This window comes from Hydrogenophaga sp. PAMC20947, from assembly GCF_004795855.1.
Taxonomy (GTDB): domain Bacteria; phylum Pseudomonadota; class Gammaproteobacteria; order Burkholderiales; family Burkholderiaceae_C; genus Hydrogenophaga.
Map to the genome: position 1 here is coordinate 2652609 of NZ_CP039252.1, position 21345 is coordinate 2673953.

Genomic DNA, 21345 nt, shown 5'->3' on the forward strand with positions numbered 1-21345 from the left:
TAAGTCTCAGTGACCCTTGCAGGCCGCACCCGCGGCTGCAATCATCGGTTGATCGCGGTCCAGGCCCGCCGATTGAAGCCGAACGTTGTAGTCAGCCCACAATTTAGCTTCTTGTGATCCAAGGAAATACAAATAGTCCCAGGAAAAAAGTCCGCTGTTGTGACCATCAGAAAAAGTGGGTTGGACCGCGTAATTGCCCACCGCCTCCAGCGCGTCAATCGTCACTTCGCGCTTCCCGCTCTGCAGCGTCTCTTGCCCGGGACCATGGCCCTGCACCTCCGCCGATGGCGAATAGACCCGCATCAGCTCGAATGGGATTCGGAAACGCTGCCCATCGGAGAACAACACCTCCAGCACGCGCGACTGGCTGTGCACCGTGATGTCTTCGGGCGTCGGGGAGTCTTTTTTCAATCCAGCCATATCAGTGATCCCAGGTTGTGAAAATGAGGCAGCGCCATCCAGGTGCAGCTTGAAGCCCCTCGATTGGAGGACTCCGCCGGGCCGACGTTGCCGAACAACTGATGCCGCCCACTTGATGGGGCACCGAAGATGGCGCAGGGAGCTTTGCTACACCAGCACCCGCTCAATACCACCGTCGTTGGCTTTGGCCACGTAGTCCGGCAACCAATCCGCACCCAGAATCTGGCGCGCCATTTCCACCACGATGTAATCGGCTTCCAGCAGACCATTCTCGAGATCGTCACCATAACGGGTCAGGCCTTGCAGGCAGCTGGGGCAGGAAGTGAGGATTTTGACGTTGTCTTTCTCACCCACAGAGCCCGCAGCGCGCAAAGCAGCCTCGCCTTTTTTGATTTCTTCTTCCTTGCGGAAGCGCACCTGGGTCGAAATATCGGGTCGGGTCACACCCAACGTGCCACTCTCACCACAGCAGCGCTCCGATTTCAGCACCTGATCGCCGATCAATGCCTTGACCGTCTTCATCGGGTCACCCAGCTTCATGGGATTGTGGCAAGGCTCGTGGTACAGGAACCCGGGTTGCCCGGCCGGCAAGGTGATGTTTTTTTCCAGCAGGTATTCGTGGATGTCGATGATGCGGCAACCGGGAAATATCTTGTCGAATTCGTAGCCTTGCAGCTGGTCGTAACAAGTGCCACAACTCACCACCACCGTCTTGATATCCAGGTAGTTAAGCGTGTTGGCCACGCGGTGGAACAAGACACGGTTGTCCGTGATCATCTTTTCCGCCTTGTCGAACTGGCCCGAACCCCGCTGCGGATAACCGCAACACAGGTAGCCCGGTGGCAAGACGGTTTGGACTCCCGCGTGCCACAACATGGCCTGAGTAGCCAACCCCACCTGACTGAACAAACGCTCCGAGCCACACCCGGGGAAATAAAACACAGCCTCGGTGTCGGCGGTGGTGGCCTTGGGGTCGCGAATGATCGGGACGTAATCTTTGTCTTCGATGTCCAGCAAGGCGCGTGCGGTTTTTTTGGGCAATCCGCCAGGCATCTTCTTGTTGATGAAGTGGATGATCTGCTCTTTAATGGGCGCAGCACCCAGCGTAGCCGGCGGCGCGCTGGTTTGTTTGCGCGCGGCCAGCTTCATCACCTTGTTGGCCATGCGCTGGGCCTTGAAGCCCACGCCGACCATCGCTGTCCGCATCACCTTGATGGTTTCCGGGTTGGTCGCGTTCAGGAAGAACATGGCAGCAGCGTTGCCCGGGCGGAAGCTCTTTTTCCCCATCTTTCGCAACAGGTTGCGCATGTTCATGGTCACATCGCCGAAGTCGATATCCACCGGACAAGGCGAAAGGCATTTGTGGCACACCGTGCAGTGATCGGCGACATCTTCGAACTCTTCCCAGTGCTTGATGCTGATGCCCCGCCGAGTCTGCTCTTCGTAGAGGAACGCTTCGACGAGAAGCGAAGTCGCCAGGATCTTGTTGCGCGGTGAGTAGAGCAAATTGGCCCGCGGCACATGGGTGGCGCAGACCGGCTTGCATTTGCCACATCGCAGGCAGTCTTTGACACTGTCAGCGATGGCGCCGATGTCGCTCTGCTGCATGATCAGAGACTCGTGGCCCATCAGGCCAAAACTCGGCGTGTAGGCGTTGACCAGATCGGAGCTGCGCAACGCGCCATCGAACACGGACTCGGGCGCACCAGGCAAGCTGCGCAGCAGCTTGCCTTTGTTGAAGCGTCCTTCGGGATCGATCCTGGCCTTGTACTCGGCAAACGGTCGCAGCTCGTCGTCGGTCAGGAACTCCAGCTTGGTGATGCCGATGCCGTGCTCACCAGAAATGACGCCGTCCAGGCTGCGCGCCAACAACATGATGCGGGCCACTGCCTGGTGGGCGCTTTGCAGCATCTCGTAATCGTCGCTGTTGACCGGGATGTTGGTGTGCACGTTGCCGTCGCCGGCGTGCATGTGCAGCGCCACCCATACGCGGCCTTTGAGCACTCGCTGGTGAATAGCGGTGCATTCTGTCAGGATGGGCGCAAAAGCGGCACCCGTGAAAATGCCTTGCAGCGGCGTGCGCAGCTGGGCTTTCCAGCTGGCGCGCAGTGAGTGGTCCTGCAGCTGATCAAACAGCCCGTCCACGTCTTGCAGCCATCCGCTCCACAAGGCCCGCACTTCGCCAACCAGCGCCAGCGCTTGTTGCACGCGGTCGTCCAGCCATTCGGACTGGGCCAGATCACTGGCGTCTTCGGCCTTTCCCAGCGGGAGGTTGCCACCCGAAAAGAACGCCTCCAGTTCGTTGCACAGTTTGAGTTTGTTGCGCAGCGAGAGCTCGATGTTGATGCGCTCTATGCCCAGCGTGTACTCCCCCATGCGGGGCAGTGGGATGACCACGTCTTCGTTGATTTTGAAGGCGTTGGTGTGCTTGCTGATCGCGGCGGTGCGCTTGCGATCGAGCCAGAACTTTTTGCGTGCTTCTGGGCTGATGGCAACGAAACCTTCACCATGGCGCGTATTGGCCATGCGCACAACTTCGCTGGTGACACGGGCGACAGCATCGGCATCGTCGCCCACGATGTCGCCAATCAACACCATTTTGGGAAGGCCGTTGCCCGCTGCATTGCGTTTGCTCTTGGTGGCGTAGCCCACTGCTTTCAGGTAGCGATCATCCAGATGCTCCAGACCGGCCAGCAGCGTGCCCGAGCGCTTTTGCTCGGCGAACATGAAGTCTTTGATGTCAACGATGCTGGGCACACCGTCTTTCGGATTGCCGAAAAACTCCAGACACACGGTGCGCACGTGTTCGGGCATGCGGTGCACCAGCCAGCGCGCGCTGGTGATCAGGCCGTCACAGCCCTCTTTCTGGATGCCCGGCAAGCCGCTCAGGAATTTATCGGTCACATCCTTGCCCAATCCCTCCTTGCGGAAGGACTTGCCGGGGATGACCAATCGCTCGGTGTGCACAGCCGTTTTGCCGTCCGCTTCGAATGTTTTCAGCTCGAAGGTGGCGACCTCTGCGTCGTGAATCTTGCCCAGATTGTGATCCAGGCGCGTGACTTCCAGCCACTGTGCCTGCGGGGTCACCATGCGCCAAGACACCAGATTATCCAGCGCGGTGCCCCACAAAACGGCCTTTTTACCGCCGGCGTTCATGGCGATATTGCCGCCAATGCACGAAGCTTCCGCACTGGTCGGGTCGACCGCAAACACATGGCCGGCACGCTCGGCTGCGTCGGCCACGCGCTGGGTGACCACCCCGGCTTCCGTCCAGACCGTGGGCAACGGTTTCTGGTGGCCAGGTACTTCTATCCACTCCACTTCGGTCATGGCCTCAAGCTTTTCGGTGTTGATCACCGCGCTCTTCCAGGTCAGAGGAATGGCGCCGCCCGTGTAACCCGTGCCACCCCCACGGGGAATAATGGTCAGCCCCAACTCAAAACAGCCTTTGACCAGCAAGGCCATCTCGGTTTCGGTATCGGGCGTGAGCACGACAAAGGGATACTCCACGCGCCAGTCGGTGGCATCGGTGACGTGAGAGACACGCGAGAGGCCGTCAAACTTGATGTTGTCCTTGGCCGTCAGCTTGCGAAGCACCTTGACCGAGCGCTGGCGCAGGCGGGCCATTTCCTCAAACGACAAGGCAAACGTGGTCACAGCCCCTCGAGCGGCTTTGAGGAGCTCATCGACCAGCGCATCACGCGCTGCGTCGTCTTCGGGCGTGCGGCGCTTTTGCACTTCGCCGAGCCGGTGCTGCAAGGCTTCAACCAGCTGCAGGCGCCGCTTCGGGTTGTCCAGCAAGTCGTCCTGAAGGTAGGGGTTGCGTTGGACCACCCAGATGTCGCCCAGCACTTCGTAGAGCATGCGGGCCGAACGCCCGGTGCGCCGCTCACCGCGCAAGCCCTCCAGAACAGCCCAGGAGCGCTCCCCCAACAACCGCAAAACAATTTCACGATCCGAAAAAGAGGTGTAGTTGTAGGGAATTTCGCGCAAGCGCGGAGCTTCGTCTCCGGCGGCGATTTCGAGCAATTTGTGAGGGATCGGGGCGTTCATTGGCGGTGTGTACTGTCAGCAAAAGACGCTGAACAGCGATGGTACCGCAGCGCAACTTACACTCACGTCCCTTATGGAAACCCCTGTTGTCACATTTCTGTCGCAAAGGTGCAATAGAGGTTTCACGAAACTGACCTAACCTTCGCCCCGAAAGTTCAACCGTTTGACCCGATGGAGACCCTATGAAAAACACAATCAAAACCACCGCGCTGACCGGCGCCATGGCACTGGCGGCCCTGATCAGCGCCCCTGCCCACGCAGCCACCGAAGTGCAGTGGTGGCACTCCATGGGCGGCGCCCTGGGCGAATGGGTCAATGACCTGGCCAAAGAATTCAACGCCAGCCAGACCGAATACACCATCGTGCCTACCTTCAAAGGCAGCTACGACGAATCGATGACGGCAGCCATCGCGGCCTTCCGCTCGGGCAATGCCCCGCACATTTTGCAGGTGTTTGAGGTCGGCACCGCTACCATGATGGCCAGCAAGGGTGCGATTGTTCCCGTGGCCAAAGTCATGGCGAACGCCGGGGAAAAATTTGATGCCAAGGCCTACGTGCCTGCTGTGGCCGGCTACTACACCGCACCAAACGGCCAGATGTTGAGCATGCCGTTCAACAGTTCCACGCCCGTGTTCCACTACAACAAAGACGCCTTCAAAGCGGCGGGCATGGATCCCGAGAGCCCTCCCAAGACCTGGCCGGAAGTGGCGTTGGCCGCGGGCAAACTCAAGGCCGCCGGCCACAAGTGCCCCTTCACCACCAGCTGGGTGAGCTGGACGCAGCTAGAGAGTTTCTCGGCCTGGCACAACACCGAGTTCGCCACCAAGGGCAATGGCATGCGCGGCATGGACGCCCGCCTGTCATTCAACTCACCACTGCATGTTCGCCACATTGAAAACCTGGCGAACATGGCCAAGACCGGCCTGTTTGTCTACAAAGGCCGCGGCAACGCTGCCGACGCGACCTTCGTTTCGGGCGAGTGCGCCATGATCACCGGCTCCTCGGGCTTGTATGGCAGCGTCAAGCGCAACGCCAAGTTCGCATCTGGCACCAGCACCCTGCCCTACTATCCCGACGTTCCAGGCGCTCCACAGAACACCGTGATCGGTGGCGCCAGCCTGTGGGTGATGTCCGGCAAGAAGGCCGAGGAATACAAGGGTGTGGCCAAGTTCTTCAACTACATTGGCAAGCCCGAAGTGGCTGCGGCCAGCCACCAGCGCACGGGCTACCTGCCTGTGACCCTCGCGTCGTTCAAACTGACCGAAGACAGTGGCTTTTACAAAAAGAACCCGGGTTCCGATGTGGCTGTTACACAAATGATCCGCAAGACGACGGAAAAGTCGCGCGGCATTCGTCTCGGCAACTTCGTGCAGATCCGCACGATCATTGACGAAGAGCTCGAAGGCGTGTGGTCCGGAAAAACAGCTCCAAAAGAGGCGCTGGACGCTGCGGTAGCCCGTGGCAACGAGCAACTCGCGCGCTTTGAAAAAGCCAACAAGAACTGATCTCCCCGCCCATTGAGCAACATCCGCCCTGGCGCTTCTCGCGCCCAGGGCGGTTTTTGCGTTTTGATCCCCTCCGTTTTCCGACTTTCTATTCCTCATGGAAAAACGCGTCCGCTTTAAATCAGCGTGGTTGCCCTGGGTGCTGATCGCACCCCAGATGACCATCGTGCTGGTGTTCTTCTTCTGGCCTGCTGGCCAGGCCATCTACCAAAGCCTGCTCACGCAAGACCCCTTCGGGCTGTCCACCGAATTCGTCGGGTTGGAGAACTTCGAACGCCTCTGGAACGACGCCAGCTACCTCGCGTCATTCAAGACCACGGGCGTCTTCTCCCTGTTGGTCGCCACCATCGGCCTGGCCATCGCGCTGCTGCTGGCCGTGATGGCCAATCGCGTGCTCAGAGGTGCGTCCGTCTACAAAACCCTTTTGATCTGGCCTTATGCCGTGGCGCCCGTGGTGGCAGGTGTGCTGTGGCTGTTCATGTTTGCGTCGCCCATGGGCGTCGCCGCGTACTATTTTCGGGCCATGGGCATTGAGTGGAACCATTTGTTGAATTCAAACCATGCCATGGGCTTGATTGTGGCTGCGGCCGTCTGGAAGCAGATTTCCTACAACTTCCTGTTTTTCCTTGCCGGGTTGCAGTCCATCCCCAAATCGCTGATCGAAGCCGCCGCCATTGATGGCGCCAGCCCCTGGCACCGTTTCTGGACCATCGTTTTCCCGCTCCTTTCGCCAACGACCTTCTTTCTCTTGGTCATCAATATCGTCTATGCCTTCTTCGATACCTTCGGCATCGTGGATGCGACCACCCAGGGCGGCCCCGGCAAGGACACGTCCATCCTGGTCTACAAGGTGTATTACGACGGTTTCAAAGCACTGGACATGGGAGGATCGGCAGCCCAGTCGGTCATATTGATGGTGGTGGTGGTCACGCTCACAGTGATCCAGTTCCGCTTTGTGGAAAAGAAAGTGAACTACTGACCATGATTGAAAAACGCCCTGGGCTCACCGCCCTGTCCCACCTGATTCTGCTGCTCGGTGTGCTCATCGTTGGCTTTCCGCTCTACATCACGCTGATCGGCTCCACCCAGTCGGCAGAGCAGATCGCTCAGTCTTTTCCCATGTCGTTAATGCCGGGCGGAAACGCGATTGCAACCTACAAAACCGCCTTGTTTGGCGGCATGACCAGCCAAGGCAGCCAGATCCCGGCAGCCGCGCCCATGTTGTGGATCAGCCTGGTCAGCGCCTTGATCATCACGGTTGGAAAGATCTCGATCTCGCTGCTCTCGGCTTTTGCGATCGTGTACTTCAGATTTCCGTTTCGCACCCTCGTCTTCTGGATGATCTTCGTCACGTTGATGCTGCCGGTGGAGGTGCGCATCGGGCCGACCTATGAGGTGGTGGCGAACCTGGGCATGCTGAACACGTATGCGGGTCTGACCGTCCCGCTGATTGCGTCGGCCACCGCGACGTTCCTCTTCAGGCAGTTTTTCCTCACGGTGCCCGACGAGCTGGTGGAAGCCGCGCGCATCGATGGCGCGGGGCCCATGCGGTTTTTCAAAGACATTCTGCTGCCACTGTCCACCACCTCGATTGCGGCCCTGTTCGTGATTCAGTTCATTTACGGCTGGAACCAATACCTTTGGCCCCTGCTGGTGACCACGGACGAATCCATGTACCCCGTGGTCATGGGCATCAAGCGCCTGATTTCGGGCGAGTCGCACACCGAGTGGAACGTGGTCATGGCCATGGCCATCCTTGCCATGCTGCCGCCCGCGGTGGTCGTCATGCTGATGCAACGCTGGTTCGTCAAGGGCCTGGTAGACACCGAAAAATAAGTCAACCCAGTACCGCACCCATTTCCGAAAAAGATAACCATGTCATCCATTTCCCTTCGAAACGTCGTCAAGCGCTACACCACCGGCAAAACCGAGCTGCAGGTCATCCACGGCGTAAACGCCGAAATCCAGCAAGGCGAATTCATCGTCATCGTGGGCCCTTCTGGTTGTGGAAAATCCACGCTGTTGCGCATGGTCGCGGGTCTGGAAGACATCAGCGGCGGTGAAATTGCCATTGGCGAGCGTGTCGTCAACACCTTGGAACCAGCCGAACGCGACATCGCCATGGTGTTCCAGAACTACGCGCTGTATCCCCACATGAGCGTGTTTGAGAACATGGCCTACGGCCTGAAGATCAAAAAAATGCCGGCTGCCGAGATCCAGCAGCGGGTGGACAAGGCCGCCGCCATTCTCGAACTGGGTCACCTGCTGCAGCGCAAACCGCGCGAGCTCTCCGGAGGCCAGCGCCAGCGCGTGGCCATGGGCCGAGCCATCGTGCGCCAGCCCAAAGTGTTCCTGTTTGACGAACCGCTGTCCAACCTCGACGCCAAGTTGCGGGCCCAGACCCGGCTGGAAATCCAGAAACTCCACCGCGAACTGGGCATCACCTCGCTTTTCGTCACTCACGACCAGGTCGAGGCCATGACCCTGGCCCAGCGCATGATCGTCATGAACGGCGGCAAGATGGAGCAGTTCGGTACACCCGAAGAGGTGTACTCCCGCCCCGCCACCACCTTTGTGGCCAGCTTCATGGGCTCCCCCCCGATGAACCTGCTGAAAGACGCGCCGGGCGGCAAGCCAGGCAGCATTCTTGGCGTGCGGCCCGAGCACCTGGATATTGGCGATGCGGGCTGGGAACTGCAGGTCGAGACTGTGGAATTGCTGGGCGCCGAGCGCCTGGTGCACGCCTACCTCGGCAACGAAAGGCTCATCATCCGCATCCACGAAGACCAAGGCGCACCGGTCGTGGGCAGCACCATCCGCGCCCAACCTCGGGAAGAACGACTGCACTGGTTCGATGCCGCGTCCGGACAACGCCAATGAAGCCGGATACAACATCTTCGCTGAAAGGCTGGCCCTACCCCCTCTGGATCGCCCACCGGGGCGCGGGCAAGCTGGCGCCAGAGAACACCTTGGCAGCCTTCCGCCTGGGTGCCTCGCACGGCTACCGCATGTTCGAATGCGATGCCAAACTCAGCTCAGACGGCGTGGTGTTTCTGCTGCACGATGACACCCTCGAGCGCACCAGCAGTGGCCAGGGCGTGGCGGGGAAGCGCCCCTGGTCAGATTTGAGCCAGGTTGACGCTGGGAGCTGGCACTCGCGGCAGTATGCAGGCGAGCCATTGCCCACCCTGGCTCACATTGCCCGCTTCTGCCAAGCCAATGCAGCCTGGCTCAACATCGAAATCAAACCCACGGTCGGTCTGGAACGGGAAACGGGCCAGCGAGTGGCTGAGGCTGCCCAACAACTGTGGGCCCATCAACCCGCTCAGTGGGCTCCGCTCCTGACATCATTCCAACCAGAAGCCTTGATCGGCGCTCGCGAAGCGGCGCCAGACTTGCGTCGTGGGTTGCTGCTTGACAGCTTGTGGGCGGGCTGGCAAAGCGTGGCGAGCGACCAAGGCTGCGTGGCGCTGGTGTGCCACCACACGCTGTGGACGCCGGCACTGCGGGAAGAAACACGGCAATTGGGCCTGCGCGCCATGGCCTATACGGTCAACGAAATCCCTGATGTAAAGCGGCTGATTGAACTGCAACTTGACGGCATCATCACCGACCGAGTGGAACGGTTCGCCCCGGAGCGCTGATTTTCAGCGCCCGGATTGACGGCGATTCCACCAGGCCAGGGTTCCCACCACCACCACCAAAGCCGCGTAGGTCAGCATCTTTCCGTCGCGCCCGAAGACCACCAACCCCGCCAGCAGAACCAGCGAACCACTGCCCACCAGCAGGGCTGCTTCGGTTTTTGGCTTCCAGCGTCCTTTACGTGCACGAGGCCAGAGCCGAGGCAGGAGCATCAACACGGCGGCGACGCCCAACGCTGGCAACAGCAAGCCCAGGGCATGGTTCAGCAAGGCAAAAAATGTCATGAAACCAATCGCAACGGATGAAGGAACTTCAATTTTATAATCGGAGCATGTCTGTCTGGGCGCTTGGAATCAATCACCACACGGCTCCGCTTGATTTGCGGGGCCGTTTCGCGTTTGCGCTCGATCAGATTCAGCCCACACTGCATGGCTACCGGCAGAGCCTGCCCCGTCAACCCGAGGCCACTTTGCTGTCTACCTGCAACCGCACTGAACTCTACGGAGCGGGTGATCAGGCTGCCGTAGAACCCACCCTGGCCTGGTTGGCGAAAACCGGCGGCGTGAGCATCCAGGTGCTCAAGGATCACGCCTATGTGTTGCGGGAAGATCAGGCTGCGCGCCACGCCTTTCGTGTGGCCAGCGGCCTTGATAGCATGGTGCTCGGCGAGGCGCAGATCCTTGGTCAACTGAAGGATGCCGTGCGTGCGGCCGAAGAAGCCGGGGCGCTGGGCACCACCCTGCACCAGTTGTTCCAGCGCTCCTTTTCAGTCGCCAAGCAGGTGCGCAGTTCCACTGAGATTGGCGCCCACTCCATCAGCATGACGGCTGCGGCGGTGCGCTTGGCGGGTCAGCTGTTTGAAGACCTGAAAGATATCCGCGTGCTGTTCGTGGGCGCTGGCGACATGATCGAGCTCGCGGCCACGCATTTCGCGGCCAAAACGCCCAAGAGCATGGCCATCGCCAACCGCACCCTGGAGCGCGGGGAGAAGCTGGCTGGCCGATTTGGCGCTGAAGTCATGCGACTGGCCGATATTCCAGACCGGTTACACGAGTTCGACGCAGTCATCAGCTGCACCGCCAGCACATTGCCCATCATCGGCTTGGGCGCCGTAGAGCGGGCACTGAAAAAGCGCCGGCACAGGCCCATGTTCATGGTCGATCTGGCCGTACCGCGCGATATCGAGGTTGAGGTCAAGGCACTGGACGACGTCTACCTCTACACCGTGGATGACCTTGCCAGCGTGGTGCAAACCGGCAAGGACAACCGGCAGGCCGCAGTGGCACAGGCCGAAGCCATCATCGACGCAGGTGTCTTGAGCTTCATGCACTGGATGGACCAGCGCAGCCCAACCCACGGAGTGGTCCCCCTGATCCAGCAGATCCAGGCCCAGACCGACGCATGGCGCAGCACCGAGCTGGCACGGGCCCGAAAGCTCCTGGCCAAGGGTGAGCCCGTGGAGGCGGTGTTGGAAGCCCTGTCGCGCGGCCTCACCCAGAAAATGATGCACGGCACCTTGGCCGAGTTGCGCGTTGGAGATGCACTGGCGCGAGCGGCCACGGCCCAAACGGTGTCCCGCCTCTTCCTGAGAGAAGACACCGGAAAGCCACCGCGGCAGTCTTAGCGACGCACGCCGCTCCATCCGGCTCGATATCCGCCGAGCCACTCTGCAGCCCGCCCCTCGCGCTGCCCTTCGTGCCCCAAATTTCGCCCCTGCCGCCATGAAATCCTTTGTCCGCGTTACCTTGATGCGCCAGCGCGCCCGGCTTCACGAGCTTGACGCCCTGCTCGCCGCGCCCGACGTGGTCGACAACATGGACCGGTTTCGCGCCCTCAGCCGCGAACATTCGGAAGCCAGCGCCATCACCGAAGTCTTCAACCGCTACCTGCAGCGTGAAGAAGACATGACCTCAGCGACTGAGATGCTGCAAGACCCCGACATGGCGGAGATGGCACAGGACGAAATCGATCAGGCGAAGACCGATCTGGAAGCATTGGACAGTGAGCTGCAACATCTCCTGCTGCCCAAAGACCCCGATGACGAACGCAACGCCTTCGTGGAAATCCGGGCGGGCACCGGTGGCGACGAATCGGCTTTGTTTGCCGGTGACTTGGCCCGTATGATCACCCGATATGCCGATACCCAACGCTGGACCACGGAGATCGTGAGCGAATCACCCAGCGAACTGGGCGGGTACAAAGAAGTTGTGCTGCGCTTCGTCGGCGCGGGCGCCTACGGCAAGCTGAGATTTGAATCCGGAGGCCACCGCGTGCAGCGCGTCCCGGTCACGGAAACACAAGGCCGCATCCACACGAGTGCGGCGACGATCGCAGTCATGCCCGAGCCCGACGAAACCCAGGCGGTGCAGCTCAACCCCAGCGAACTGCGCATTGACACTTACCGCGCCAGCGGTGCCGGCGGCCAGCACATCAACAAAACCGACTCCGCAGTGCGCGTGACCCACCTGCCCACCGGCATCACCGCCGAATGCCAGGACGGGCGCAGCCAACACAGCAACAAAGCCAAGGCCTTACAGGTGCTCACGGCACGTCTGCAAGAGAAAGACCGAAGTGAGCGCGCGGCGAAAGAAGCCGCCACGCGCAAAGGCCTGATCGGCAGCGGCGACCGCAGCGACCGCATCCGCACTTACAACTTCCCCCAAGGCCGCCTGACCGATCACCGCATCAACCTCACCCTGTACAAACTGCTGCAGATAATGGAAGGCGACATGGGCGACGTGATCCACGCCCTGCAAGTCGCTCGCGGCGCAGAGCTCCTGGCCGAGCTGGAACACAACAACAGCTTTTGATTGCCACAAAACCATGCAACCAAAGGTCATCACACTGGGCCTTGCCCTGCAACAGGCACAGGCCCAAGGATTGGAACGCCTGGATGCCCAGATGCTGCTCCTGTTCGCCTTGCACCGCGACACCAACGACCGCGCCTGGTTGCTGACCCATGATCACGACCCCTTGCCAGCCGACGCAGCCTCACGCCTGAACGACGCCGTCAGCCGCCGAGCAGCAGGGGAGCCTCTCGCTTATATCGAAGGCACCAAAGAATTTTTCGGCTTGCGCCTCCTCGTTGACCATCGCGTGCTGGTCCCCCGGCCCGACACCGAAACACTGGTGGAATGGACGTTGGAACTGCTGGCGCAGGCCCCCACACCCGCCGACTGCCTCGATCTGGGCACGGGCAGTGGCGCCATCGCACTCGCTGTGAAAAGCCAAAGCACCACAACCCGCGTCACAGCCACCGACGCCAGCGCTGATGCCTTGGTCGTCGCCAGGGCCAACGCCGAACAGCTCGGCCTGCCGGTCACTTTTCGGCAGGGCTCTTGGTTGCAAGCTGTTGCTGGAGAGCGGTACCACGTGATTGCCAGCAACCCGCCATACATTGCCGAAGGCGATCACCACCTGCCAGGCCTCGTCCATGAGCCCATTTCCGCGCTCACTGCAGGCCAGGACGGACTGAGCGACTTGCGCGACCTGGTCTCCACTGCGCCCGGCGCGCTGCATCCTGGAGGCTGGCTGCTGCTGGAGCACGGCCACGACCAAGCCGCTGCCGTCCGTGCGTTGCTTTCCGCAAAAGGGTTTGAGCAGGTACTCAGCCGCACCGATCTGACGGGCATCGAGCGGTGCAGCGGCGGTCAATGGCCACACAGGCGATAATTCACTATCTTCACAGGTCGGTCACGACCTAACTGCTTCAGGAGCCCTGCCATGAGCGACGCGCAAACCCAGATCGACCAACTGGTCAAATCCAACGACATCGTGCTCTTCATGAAGGGCAACGCCAGTTTTCCCATGTGTGGCTTTTCCGGACGAGCCATCCAGATCCTGAAAGCCTGTGGTGTTGAGCCCAAGACGTTGAAAACTGTCAATGTGCTGGAAGACGAAGGCGTCCGCCAGGGCATCAAGGAATACAGCAAGTGGCCCACCATCCCACAGCTCTACGTCAAAGGTGAATTCATCGGCGGCTCGGACATCATGATGGAAATGTACGAATCCGGCGAGTTGCAACAGGTCATAACCGGCCAAGCCTGATCCCCGCTACATCGGTTCAAACCGCCTTCGGGCGGTTTTTGTTTTTCTAAACGTGGTGTTGTTGTGGAAAGCCACACTTTTTACAGGTTGTTCCCGCATTGAGGTCGGGCACGTCTTGTGCTTGAATGAAGACGTTGCCCAACACCACAGGAGAACCGCATGAGCTCCAACAGCCTGGTCACTTCCGCTTCCATGGGTTTGCCCATCGCACAGATGCGCAACGTGTTCAGCGCCAACGACGTCGAACGCAAACTCCACCGACTGCAATCCAGCGGCAACGAACGCGAACACGAGAGCCTGGTGAACATCTACCAGCGCATGCTCGAACGTGGGCCTGAGCGGTTCGCGGTCAAACCCTCGGGGGTGCCCGATATGGGGCCTCTGTACGATTTGCTGCCCAATTTTGGTGACGTGCTGGACGATGTGAAACGCCATGTGGCCTTGAGCCAGGACAGCCGTGACAGCCTGGAGGTCACGCCCATTCTTCTGCTTGGCCCGCCGGGGGTGGGGAAAACCCATTTCGCACGCCAGATTGCATCGCTGCTGGGCACCAGCATGAGCCTGGTGCCCATGAGTTCCATGACTGCTGGCTGGCTGTTGTCAGGATCATCCTCCCAATGGAAGGGCTCCAAGCCTGGCAAAGTATTTGAAGCATTGGTGGATGGGCAGTACGCCAACCCAGTCATTGTTGTGGATGAAATCGACAAGGCTTCGGCCGATGCCCAATACGACCCTCTGGGTTCACTTTACAGCTTGCTCGAACATGACACTGCCCAGAGCTTTGTGGACGAGTTCGCCGATGTACCCATTGATGCCAGCCAAGTCATCTGGATCACCACCGCGAATCGGGAAAGCGCCATTCCCGATCCCATACTCAACCGCATGAACGTGTTCGAAATTGCGCCGCCATCGCCTGAGGCCGCGCGAAAGATCGCGGCCCACCTGTACCGAGGGATCCGCAGCGAGCACGACTGGGGGCAACGGTTTGACTCCGAGCCCAGCGAAGCTGTGCTGGACCTGCTGGCAACCCAAGCACCCCGGGAAATGCGCCGTGCGCTGGTTACCGGTTTCGGCAACGCCCGCTTGGGCAGCCGCTACGAGATCGAATCAGGGGATTTGCCCAAAGCGGGCAACAGCAAGTCTCGTATTGGATTCCTGCAATAGCCCAATGGCCTGGACCAACCTCACGCTTCGGGCAACCTGATCCTGGCCATATTCGGGCATAAACGGGCAAAACATGCACGCTTCAACGAGCCAGACTGAAGTCAGGCGTCCGGATGAACCCAGTTCTTGGCCGCTGCATACACGGCGTTCGGGTATTCCGAACGTCCCCGGCTGCCGTTGTAACGACCCAGAGCCAGAAAGGTATCGCCGCGCTCCCGCTCAAGGTAGTGGCGCAGGATCACGCAGCCAAACCGCAGGTTCGCCTGCATGTTGAACAACTTGCCTGCATCGCCATCGCCAATCAGGCGCGACCAGAAGGGCATGATCTGCATGTAGCCACGGGCGCCCACCCTTGAAATCGCAAACTTGCGGAACGCGCTCTCCACCTGGATCAGCCCCATGACCATCGTGGTGTCCAGGCCCGCGCGCCGCGTTTCGTACCAGACCGTTTGCAAGAACTCGATGCGCGTCTGGAAATCGGGCTTGCGCTTTTTCATGCGTTCGCTCATGGCACCCAACCAGCGCAAGTGATCCATGCGCTTTTCTGTGGTGGTGAATTCAGGTACTGGCGGCGCCTTGTTGGCGATGGCATAGCTCAAGGTCGACCGCACCGAATCTGCCAAGGGCTCTTCCACCTGGCCGGCAAACACCGGCTCGGGCAACGCCAAACTGCCAAGCCCACTCAACCCCGCGGCAGCCGTGCCCGCCCAAGTCAGGCAGTCTCGCCGTGTCGGTACCCCTGTCATCACCACCTTCATGCGGCGGTCAGGCGGCTCTTCAGGATCCCCGCCACGTCTGCGGTCGCCACCTTGGTGGCCGCAGTGTCGCGCCGATGTTGGTACTCCACCTGGCCTTCTTTCAAACTCTTGTCACCAATGGTCACTCGGTGGGGCACACCAATCAACTCCCAATCCGCGAACATAGCGCCTGGCCTCTCGCCACGATCATCCAGAATGACATCCACGCCGTCGGCTATCAGCTCTGCGTAGAGCGCCTCAGCGGCTGACTTGACCTCTGCACTGCGGTCCATGCCAATAGGGCAAATAACCACCGTGAACGGTGCCAATGCATCGGGCCATATCATGCCGCGCTCATCGTGATTTTGCTCAACCGCTGCAGCAGGCAGGCGGGTGATACCAATGCCATAACAACCCATTTCAAAGGGTGCAGGTTTGCCATCTTCCGCCAGGAAACTGGCATTCATCGCCTTGCTGTATTTGGTCCCAAGGTAAAACACATGACCCACCTCAATGCCCCGTTCGATCGCCAAGATACCCAGCCCATCGGGCGACGCATCGCCTTCGACCACGTTGCGGATATCAGCCACCAGATCGGGCTCAGGCAGATCTCGTCCCCAGCTCACGCCCGTGTAGTGGAAGTCCGTTTCATTGGCCCCACAAATCCAGTCGGACATCACCGCCACATCACGATCAACCACCACATTCACGGGCTTCAGCAACCCAATCGGGCCCAGGTAACCCGGCTTGCTGCCGAAATGTGACTCGATCTCAGGCACGGTGGCAAAACGGAAGCCCACATTCAAGCCAGGCAGCTTGTTGACCTTGACCTCGTTCATGTCATGGTCCCCACGCAGCAACAGCAACCAGACTTGGCTCTTCATGACCTCGCCCGCATCATTGAGCTCGTCGGTCGCCAGAACCAGCGATTTAACGGTGGTGGCCAGCGGGACGCCCAGAAACTCAGCCACGTTGGCGCATGTGCTCTTGCCGGGCGTAGGTGTTTTGACCATCTCATTGAGCGCAGAGGGCCGTGGCCCTGCGGGCGCCGCCGCCTCGGCCTTTTCCATATTGGCTGCGTATTCGCTGCCGGGGCAATACACGATGGCATCTTCTCCTGTCGCCGCGATCACCTGGAATTCCTCGCTCAAATCCCCGCCAATCGCCCCGCTGTCGGCCGCCACTGCCCGGTAACGCAGCCCAAACCGATCAAAGATGCGCCGATAAGCGGCCGCCATCCCCTGGTAGCTCACCTTGGCTGCGGCTTCATTGCGGTCAAAGCTGTAGGCGTCCTTCATGATGAACTCGCGCCCCCGCATCAGACCAAAACGCGGGCGCCGTTCATCCCGAAATTTGGTCTGGATCTGGTAGAAATTTTTGGGCAGCTGCTTATAGCTGCGCAGTTCCTGACGCGCCATGTCGGTGACAACCTCTTCGCTGGTCGGCTGCACGATGAAGTCCCGACCATGGCGGTCCCGAATGCGCAAGAGCTCGGGCCCCATTTTCTCAAAACGGCCGGTTTCCTGCCAATACTCCGCAGGCTGAATCACGGGCATGGTCATCTCCACGGCGCCCGCGCGGTTCATTTCCTCGCGGACGATGCGCTCCACTTTCTGGATAACACGCAATCCCATGGGCATGTAGGTATAGATACCTGCGCCCAGCTTCTTGATCATGCCCGCGCGGGTCATCAACTGGTGGCTGACGACCTCGGCGTCCGCGGGCGCTTCCTTGAGAGTAGAAATAAAGAACTGTGAAGCTTTCATGAGACAAGATGGCCGCGACAACGGCGTGCAGAAGGCAAAAGAAGTATGAAATGGAAGCACGCGGCCCAGCCCGAGCAGCATTTACCCGTTAGGCATTGGGATTTACCCCTGCTTTGATTGGCTACAGGTGGGCAATCACTTCGCAACCAACCAAGCGCGATGCATAATCCAGACAATATAGAAATTTGGGATTGATTATGCTTGACAGAGAAGGCTTCAGGCCCAATGTCGGCATCATTCTGCTCAACCAGAAAAACGAAGTGTTCTGGGGCAAACGCATCCGCTCCCACTCTTGGCAGTTTCCACAGGGTGGCATCGACCGGGGCGAAACGCCAGAGCAGGCGATGTACCGAGAGCTGCACGAAGAAGTGGGGCTGATGCCCGAGCACGTGAACATTGTGGCCCGTACACGGGACTGGTTGCGCTACGAGGTGCCCGACCGATTCATCCGGCGCGATGCCCGAGGTCACTACAAGGGCCAGAAACAGATCTGGTATCTGCTGCGTTTGGTCGCGCACGACTGGCAGCTCAATCTGCGCGCCACCAGCCATCCCGAATTCGATGCTTGGCGCTGGCACGACTACTGGGTTCCCCTGGATGTGGTGGTGGAATTCAAGCGCGGCGTCTATGAAATGGCGCTCACGGAGCTTGCCCGCTACCTGCCTCGCAACGACCACCGCAACCGCTACTTGCGCGGTAACGTCACCCGCCATCGCGCCATGGATGACGGCCTGCCATCGGCGTTGCCGACACACGACGGCCCCCCCGGCATGGAGCTGCCTCCCGGGGCCTGTTTTGACCCCGATCCTCAGAGCGACCTGCGCTAAATCCACTCCCCAACTGCGCTTGTGTCGAAAACACGGTAGATCAAAAGCACCAGACGCAACAGGCCATCCCTGTTGCCTCGGTCAGAGACGCGTCAGGACCAGGTTGTCTCGGTGGATCATTTCGGGCTCGGCCACGTAACCCAGCAAACGCTCAAACTCGCTGGACGATTTTCGGCACAACAAACGTGCTTCTGAACTGGCGTAATTCGCAAGGCCGCGTGCGATCTCTCGGCCGTCCGCACTTCGCACGGCGATCACATCGCCCCGTGAAAAATCACCGGCCACGGCGGTCATGCCAATGGGCAACAGGCTCTTGCCTTCGCCCACCACCTTGCTGACCGCGCCATCGTCAACCACGACCGCCCCAAACAGTTTGAGGTGATCCGCCATCCAACGCTTGCGGGCCTGGCTCTTGCCGGTATTCGCCTGAAGGCAGGTCCCGATGGCTTCGCCCTCGCACAAGCGTTGCAGGACCTGGGGCTCCCGGCCCCAGGCAATCACCGTCGAAGCTCCTGATCCAGCCGCGCGTTTGGCTGCCAGGATCTTTGTGATCATGCCTCCCGTGCCAATGCCCGAACCCGCACCTCCGGCCATCACCTCCAGCAGGGGGTCGCCGGCGAGGGCCTGGTGCACAAACGCCGCGGTTGGATCACGCCGCGGATCGGCTGTGTAAAGGCCTTTCTGGTCCGTCAGGATCACCAAAGCGTCAGCCTCGACCAAGTTGGCCACCAAGGCACCCAGGGTGTCGTTGTCGCCAAACTTGATCTCATCATTCACCACAGTGTCGTTTTCGTTGATCACCGGGACCACCCCCAGCTTCAGTAACGTAAGCAAGGTCGAGCGGGCATTGAGATACCGCTCCCGATCAGCCAGATCGGCATGCGTGAGCAAGACCTGGGCACTGCGCACGCCACACTCACTCAGTTTGCGCTCATACATCTGCACCAGACCCATCTGCCCCACGGCTGCGGCCGCCTGCAGTTCATTGACCTCTTTGGGTCGGACGGTCCAACCCAGCCGTTTCATGCCCTCCGCGATCGCGCCGCTGCTGACCATGATCAGCTCACGTCCTTGTTTGACCAGGGCTGCCAGCTCTTGACTCCACTGACCAATCGCCTCTTCATCCAGACCCCTGCCCTCATTGGTCACCAGGCTGGAGCCCACCTTGACCACAATGCGCCGCGCCTTTTTCAGAGGCCCTGCAGACAAGGAAATCAAACTTGCGTCAGTCACGACATCGCTCATGGGCTGCCAGGAAATAATCGGGTTGCAGAGAAATTGGTCGACTCAGATGCCGCGCGGATCGGGCTCCACGAATCGGGGGTCCGGGTTCTCTTCTGGCAAATGTGAGCGGAATTCCTTGGCGAGGTACTCGTACACCGACTGCACCAAGCGCTCACAACCTTCGCGCGTCAGCGCAGAGATTTCAAAGACCGGTCCCTTGAACTTGAGCCGCTTGACGATGCCTTTTACCAGCGCCTCTCGCTCGTCCGCCGGCACCATATCCAGTTTGTTGAGCACCAGCCAGCGTGGCTTGTCATACAGTTTTTGATCAAACTTCTTCAGTTCTTTCACGATGGCCTTGGCCTGTGCAACCGGATCAACGCTGTCGTCAAAGGGCGCCACGTCCACCAGATGCAGCAGCACACGCGTACGCTGCAAGTGGCGCAAAAATTGATGCCCCAGACCCGCACCTTCAGACGCACCCTCGATCAAACCCGGTACATCGGCCACCACAAAACTTTTCTCAGGCGCCACCCGAACCACGCCCAGATTGGGGTGCAGTGTCGTAAACGGATAGTCCGCGATTTTTGGGCGGGCATTCGAGACCGCCGCAATCAAAGTGGACTTTCCGGCATTCGGCATGCCGAGCAGACCCACATCGGCCAACACTTTGAGCTCCAGCTGGAGGGTGTGCCGTTCGCCAACCCAACCTGGCGTTTTTTTGCGCGGTGAACGGTTGGTTGAGCTCTTGAAATGCATGTTGCCAAAACCGCCATCGCCGCCTTTGGCGAGCGTGATCTGCTCACCAGGCTCCAGCAGCTCGTGCAAAACCTCACCGGTCTCTGCGTCTGCAATGATGGTGCCCACGGGCATTTTGAGCAAAATGTCATCGCCCTTGATACCGAACATATCAGAGCCTTTGCCGTGTTCACCCCGGCGAGCTTCAAACCGTCGCGTAAAGCGAAAATCCACAAGCGTGTTCAGACTGGCATCGGCAACGGCCAGTACGTGGCCGCCGCGACCACCGTCGCCGCCATCAGGCCCACCAAATTCTTTGTACTTCTCGTGCCGAAAAGAAGCGCAGCCGTTGCCCCCGTCGCCAGCGGCAACGTCAATCGTGGCCTCGTCCACAAATTTCATATCGTTCTTTCCTCGAAGTACCAACACAAAAGGGCCCGCGATCGCGGGCCCTTTTTAAATGCAATGCCGATGGTCGCTTGTACCGCCCTGACCCCGTCAAGGGACTGCGCATACAAGACGCATCATCCCTCAAACAGGGGTGACGAACACCATTTGGCGATTCAAAGCACCCTTCACCGCAAAGCTCACAGTACCGGTCGCCGTGGCGAACAAGGTGTGATCTTTGCCCACGCCGACATTGGTGCCGGGGTGGAATCGGGTCCCGCGCTGGCGCACGATGATGGCGCCGGCGCTAACCAGTTCACCACCAAATTTTTTCACGCCAAGCATCTTGGGGTTGGAATCGCGCCCGTTTCGCGTTGAGCCGCCGCCTTTTTTCTGTGCCATTTTTGGTTACTCCTCTCAGCCTGCGATCGACGCAACTTGCAGTTCGGTGAAATTTTGACGATGGCCTTGGCGCTTTTGGTAGTGCTTACGACGGCGCATCTTGAAGATGGTGACCTTTTCGTGCCTGCCGTGTGCCAGAACCGTGACCGTGACCGTTGCGCCGGAAACCAAGGGAGTGCCCACCTTGATCTCGCTGCCGTTACCGACTGCCAGAACCTGGTCAAACACGATCTCTTGGCCCACGTCCGCAGCAATCTGTTCTACTTTAATTTTTTCGCCGGCAGCAACACGATACTGTTTGCCACCGGTTTTTATGACCGCGTACATATGAACCTCTTGAAATTATTCCACAAGTGGAAACCCGGCAGACGAATTCCACCGAGCCCAAGAGTTTACCATGCACTGCCAATCTGACGCAAGCACAGCAATCCGC

At 59.7% G+C, this 21345-nt stretch carries 20 protein-coding genes; 11 read left to right on the forward strand and 9 right to left on the reverse strand.

Features of this window, described 5'->3' with window-relative positions; translation table 11 throughout:
• Positions 1 to 6: 6 nt before the first annotated feature.
• Both E5678_RS11925 and E5678_RS11930 read right to left on the reverse strand, forming a co-directional pair.
• Positions 7 to 420, reverse strand: a complete 414-nt coding sequence (locus E5678_RS11925) for a DUF971 domain-containing protein (protein ID WP_136178732.1) — start codon at positions 418 to 420, stop codon at positions 7 to 9.
• 147 nt (positions 421 to 567) lie between these two features.
• A complete protein-coding gene (locus tag E5678_RS11930; protein WP_136178733.1) occupies positions 568 to 4473 on the reverse strand; it encodes an FAD/FMN-binding oxidoreductase in 3906 nt (1301 codons plus the stop codon).
• A 182-nt stretch (positions 4474 to 4655) separates the two neighbouring features.
• On the opposite strand from E5678_RS11930, the gene ugpB reads away from it, so the two are divergent.
• The 5 genes from ugpB (at position 4656) to ugpQ (ending at position 9622) form a co-directional block, all read left to right on the forward strand.
• Positions 4656 to 5978 (forward strand): sn-glycerol-3-phosphate ABC transporter substrate-binding protein UgpB, encoded by a 1323-nt coding sequence (gene ugpB, locus E5678_RS11935; protein WP_136178734.1) that lies wholly within the window; start codon positions 4656 to 4658, stop codon positions 5976 to 5978.
• Positions 5979 to 6075: 97 nt separating this feature from the next.
• Positions 6076 to 6957 carry a sn-glycerol-3-phosphate ABC transporter permease UgpA gene (gene ugpA / locus E5678_RS11940; protein ID WP_136178735.1) on the forward strand — a complete coding sequence of 294 codons (882 nt, stop codon included), beginning with the start codon at positions 6076 to 6078 and terminating at the stop codon, positions 6955 to 6957.
• A 2-nt stretch (positions 6958 to 6959) separates the two neighbouring features.
• The gene (gene ugpE, locus E5678_RS11945; RefSeq protein WP_136178736.1) at positions 6960 to 7814 is read left to right on the forward strand and encodes a sn-glycerol-3-phosphate ABC transporter permease UgpE; all 855 of its coding nucleotides are present in this window, start codon (positions 6960 to 6962) and stop codon (positions 7812 to 7814) included.
• Between the two features lie 39 nt (positions 7815 to 7853).
• The gene (gene ugpC / locus E5678_RS11950; protein WP_136178737.1) at positions 7854 to 8858 is read left to right on the forward strand and encodes a sn-glycerol-3-phosphate ABC transporter ATP-binding protein UgpC; all 1005 of its coding nucleotides are present in this window, start codon (positions 7854 to 7856) and stop codon (positions 8856 to 8858) included.
• On the forward strand, positions 8855 to 9622 hold the full coding sequence (gene ugpQ, locus E5678_RS11955) for a glycerophosphodiester phosphodiesterase (protein WP_136178738.1): 768 nt from the start codon (positions 8855 to 8857) through the stop codon (positions 9620 to 9622). The genes ugpC and ugpQ overlap by 4 nt, the downstream gene beginning before the upstream one ends.
• A gap of 3 nt (positions 9623 to 9625) precedes the next feature.
• Here ugpQ and E5678_RS11960 read toward each other — a convergent pair whose 3' ends face one another.
• Positions 9626 to 9904, reverse strand: a complete 279-nt coding sequence (locus tag E5678_RS11960) for a hypothetical protein (protein ID WP_136178739.1) — start codon at positions 9902 to 9904, stop codon at positions 9626 to 9628.
• A 47-nt stretch (positions 9905 to 9951) separates the two neighbouring features.
• Here E5678_RS11960 and hemA point away from each other — a divergent pair, with 47 nt between their 5' ends.
• The 5 genes from hemA (at position 9952) to E5678_RS11985 (ending at position 14831) form a co-directional block, all read left to right on the forward strand.
• A complete protein-coding gene (gene hemA, locus E5678_RS11965; protein WP_136178740.1) occupies positions 9952 to 11244 on the forward strand; it encodes a glutamyl-tRNA reductase in 1293 nt (430 codons plus the stop codon).
• Between the two features lie 97 nt (positions 11245 to 11341).
• On the forward strand, positions 11342 to 12430 hold the full coding sequence (gene prfA / locus E5678_RS11970) for a peptide chain release factor 1 (RefSeq protein ID WP_136178741.1): 1089 nt from the start codon (positions 11342 to 11344) through the stop codon (positions 12428 to 12430).
• A gap of 13 nt (positions 12431 to 12443) precedes the next feature.
• Positions 12444 to 13292: a peptide chain release factor N(5)-glutamine methyltransferase gene (prmC, locus tag E5678_RS11975; protein ID WP_136178742.1), complete on the forward strand. Its 849-nt coding sequence runs from the start codon at positions 12444 to 12446 to the stop codon at positions 13290 to 13292.
• 51 nt (positions 13293 to 13343) lie between these two features.
• Complete coding sequence (gene grxD, locus E5678_RS11980; protein ID WP_136178743.1) at positions 13344 to 13667, forward strand: Grx4 family monothiol glutaredoxin; 324 nt, start codon at positions 13344 to 13346, stop codon at positions 13665 to 13667.
• Between the two features lie 159 nt (positions 13668 to 13826).
• On the forward strand, positions 13827 to 14831 hold the full coding sequence (locus E5678_RS11985; protein ID WP_136178744.1) for an AAA family ATPase: 1005 nt from the start codon (positions 13827 to 13829) through the stop codon (positions 14829 to 14831).
• Positions 14832 to 14932: 101 nt separating this feature from the next.
• On the opposite strand, the gene E5678_RS11990 is transcribed toward E5678_RS11985, so the two are convergent.
• Both E5678_RS11990 and E5678_RS11995 read right to left on the reverse strand, forming a co-directional pair.
• A complete protein-coding gene (locus E5678_RS11990) occupies positions 14933 to 15577 on the reverse strand; it encodes a lytic transglycosylase domain-containing protein (protein ID WP_136180747.1) in 645 nt (214 codons plus the stop codon).
• 8 nt (positions 15578 to 15585) lie between these two features.
• Positions 15586 to 17334, reverse strand: a complete 1749-nt coding sequence (locus tag E5678_RS11995; protein ID WP_136178745.1) for a proline--tRNA ligase — start codon at positions 17332 to 17334, stop codon at positions 15586 to 15588.
• A 197-nt stretch (positions 17335 to 17531) separates the two neighbouring features.
• Between E5678_RS11995 and E5678_RS12000 the strand changes: the two genes are divergently transcribed.
• Positions 17532 to 18161: an RNA pyrophosphohydrolase gene (locus E5678_RS12000; protein ID WP_136178746.1), complete on the forward strand. Its 630-nt coding sequence runs from the start codon at positions 17532 to 17534 to the stop codon at positions 18159 to 18161.
• An 81-nt stretch (positions 18162 to 18242) separates the two neighbouring features.
• Here the strand turns inward: E5678_RS12000 and proB are convergent, their stop codons facing one another.
• From proB to rplU, 4 genes are all read right to left on the reverse strand, one after another.
• On the reverse strand, positions 18243 to 19376 hold the full coding sequence (gene proB / locus E5678_RS12005) for a glutamate 5-kinase (protein ID WP_136180748.1): 1134 nt from the start codon (positions 19374 to 19376) through the stop codon (positions 18243 to 18245).
• Between the two features lie 72 nt (positions 19377 to 19448).
• Entirely contained in the window at positions 19449 to 20525 is a 1077-nt protein-coding gene (cgtA, locus tag E5678_RS12010) for an Obg family GTPase CgtA (RefSeq protein ID WP_136178747.1), read from the reverse strand.
• 129 nt (positions 20526 to 20654) lie between these two features.
• Positions 20655 to 20912 carry a 50S ribosomal protein L27 gene (gene rpmA / locus E5678_RS12015; protein WP_136178748.1) on the reverse strand — a complete coding sequence of 86 codons (258 nt, stop codon included), beginning with the start codon at positions 20910 to 20912 and terminating at the stop codon, positions 20655 to 20657.
• Positions 20913 to 20927: 15 nt separating this feature from the next.
• Complete coding sequence (gene rplU / locus E5678_RS12020) at positions 20928 to 21239, reverse strand: 50S ribosomal protein L21 (protein WP_066092426.1); 312 nt, start codon at positions 21237 to 21239, stop codon at positions 20928 to 20930.
• Positions 21240 to 21345: the final 106 nt, after the last annotated feature.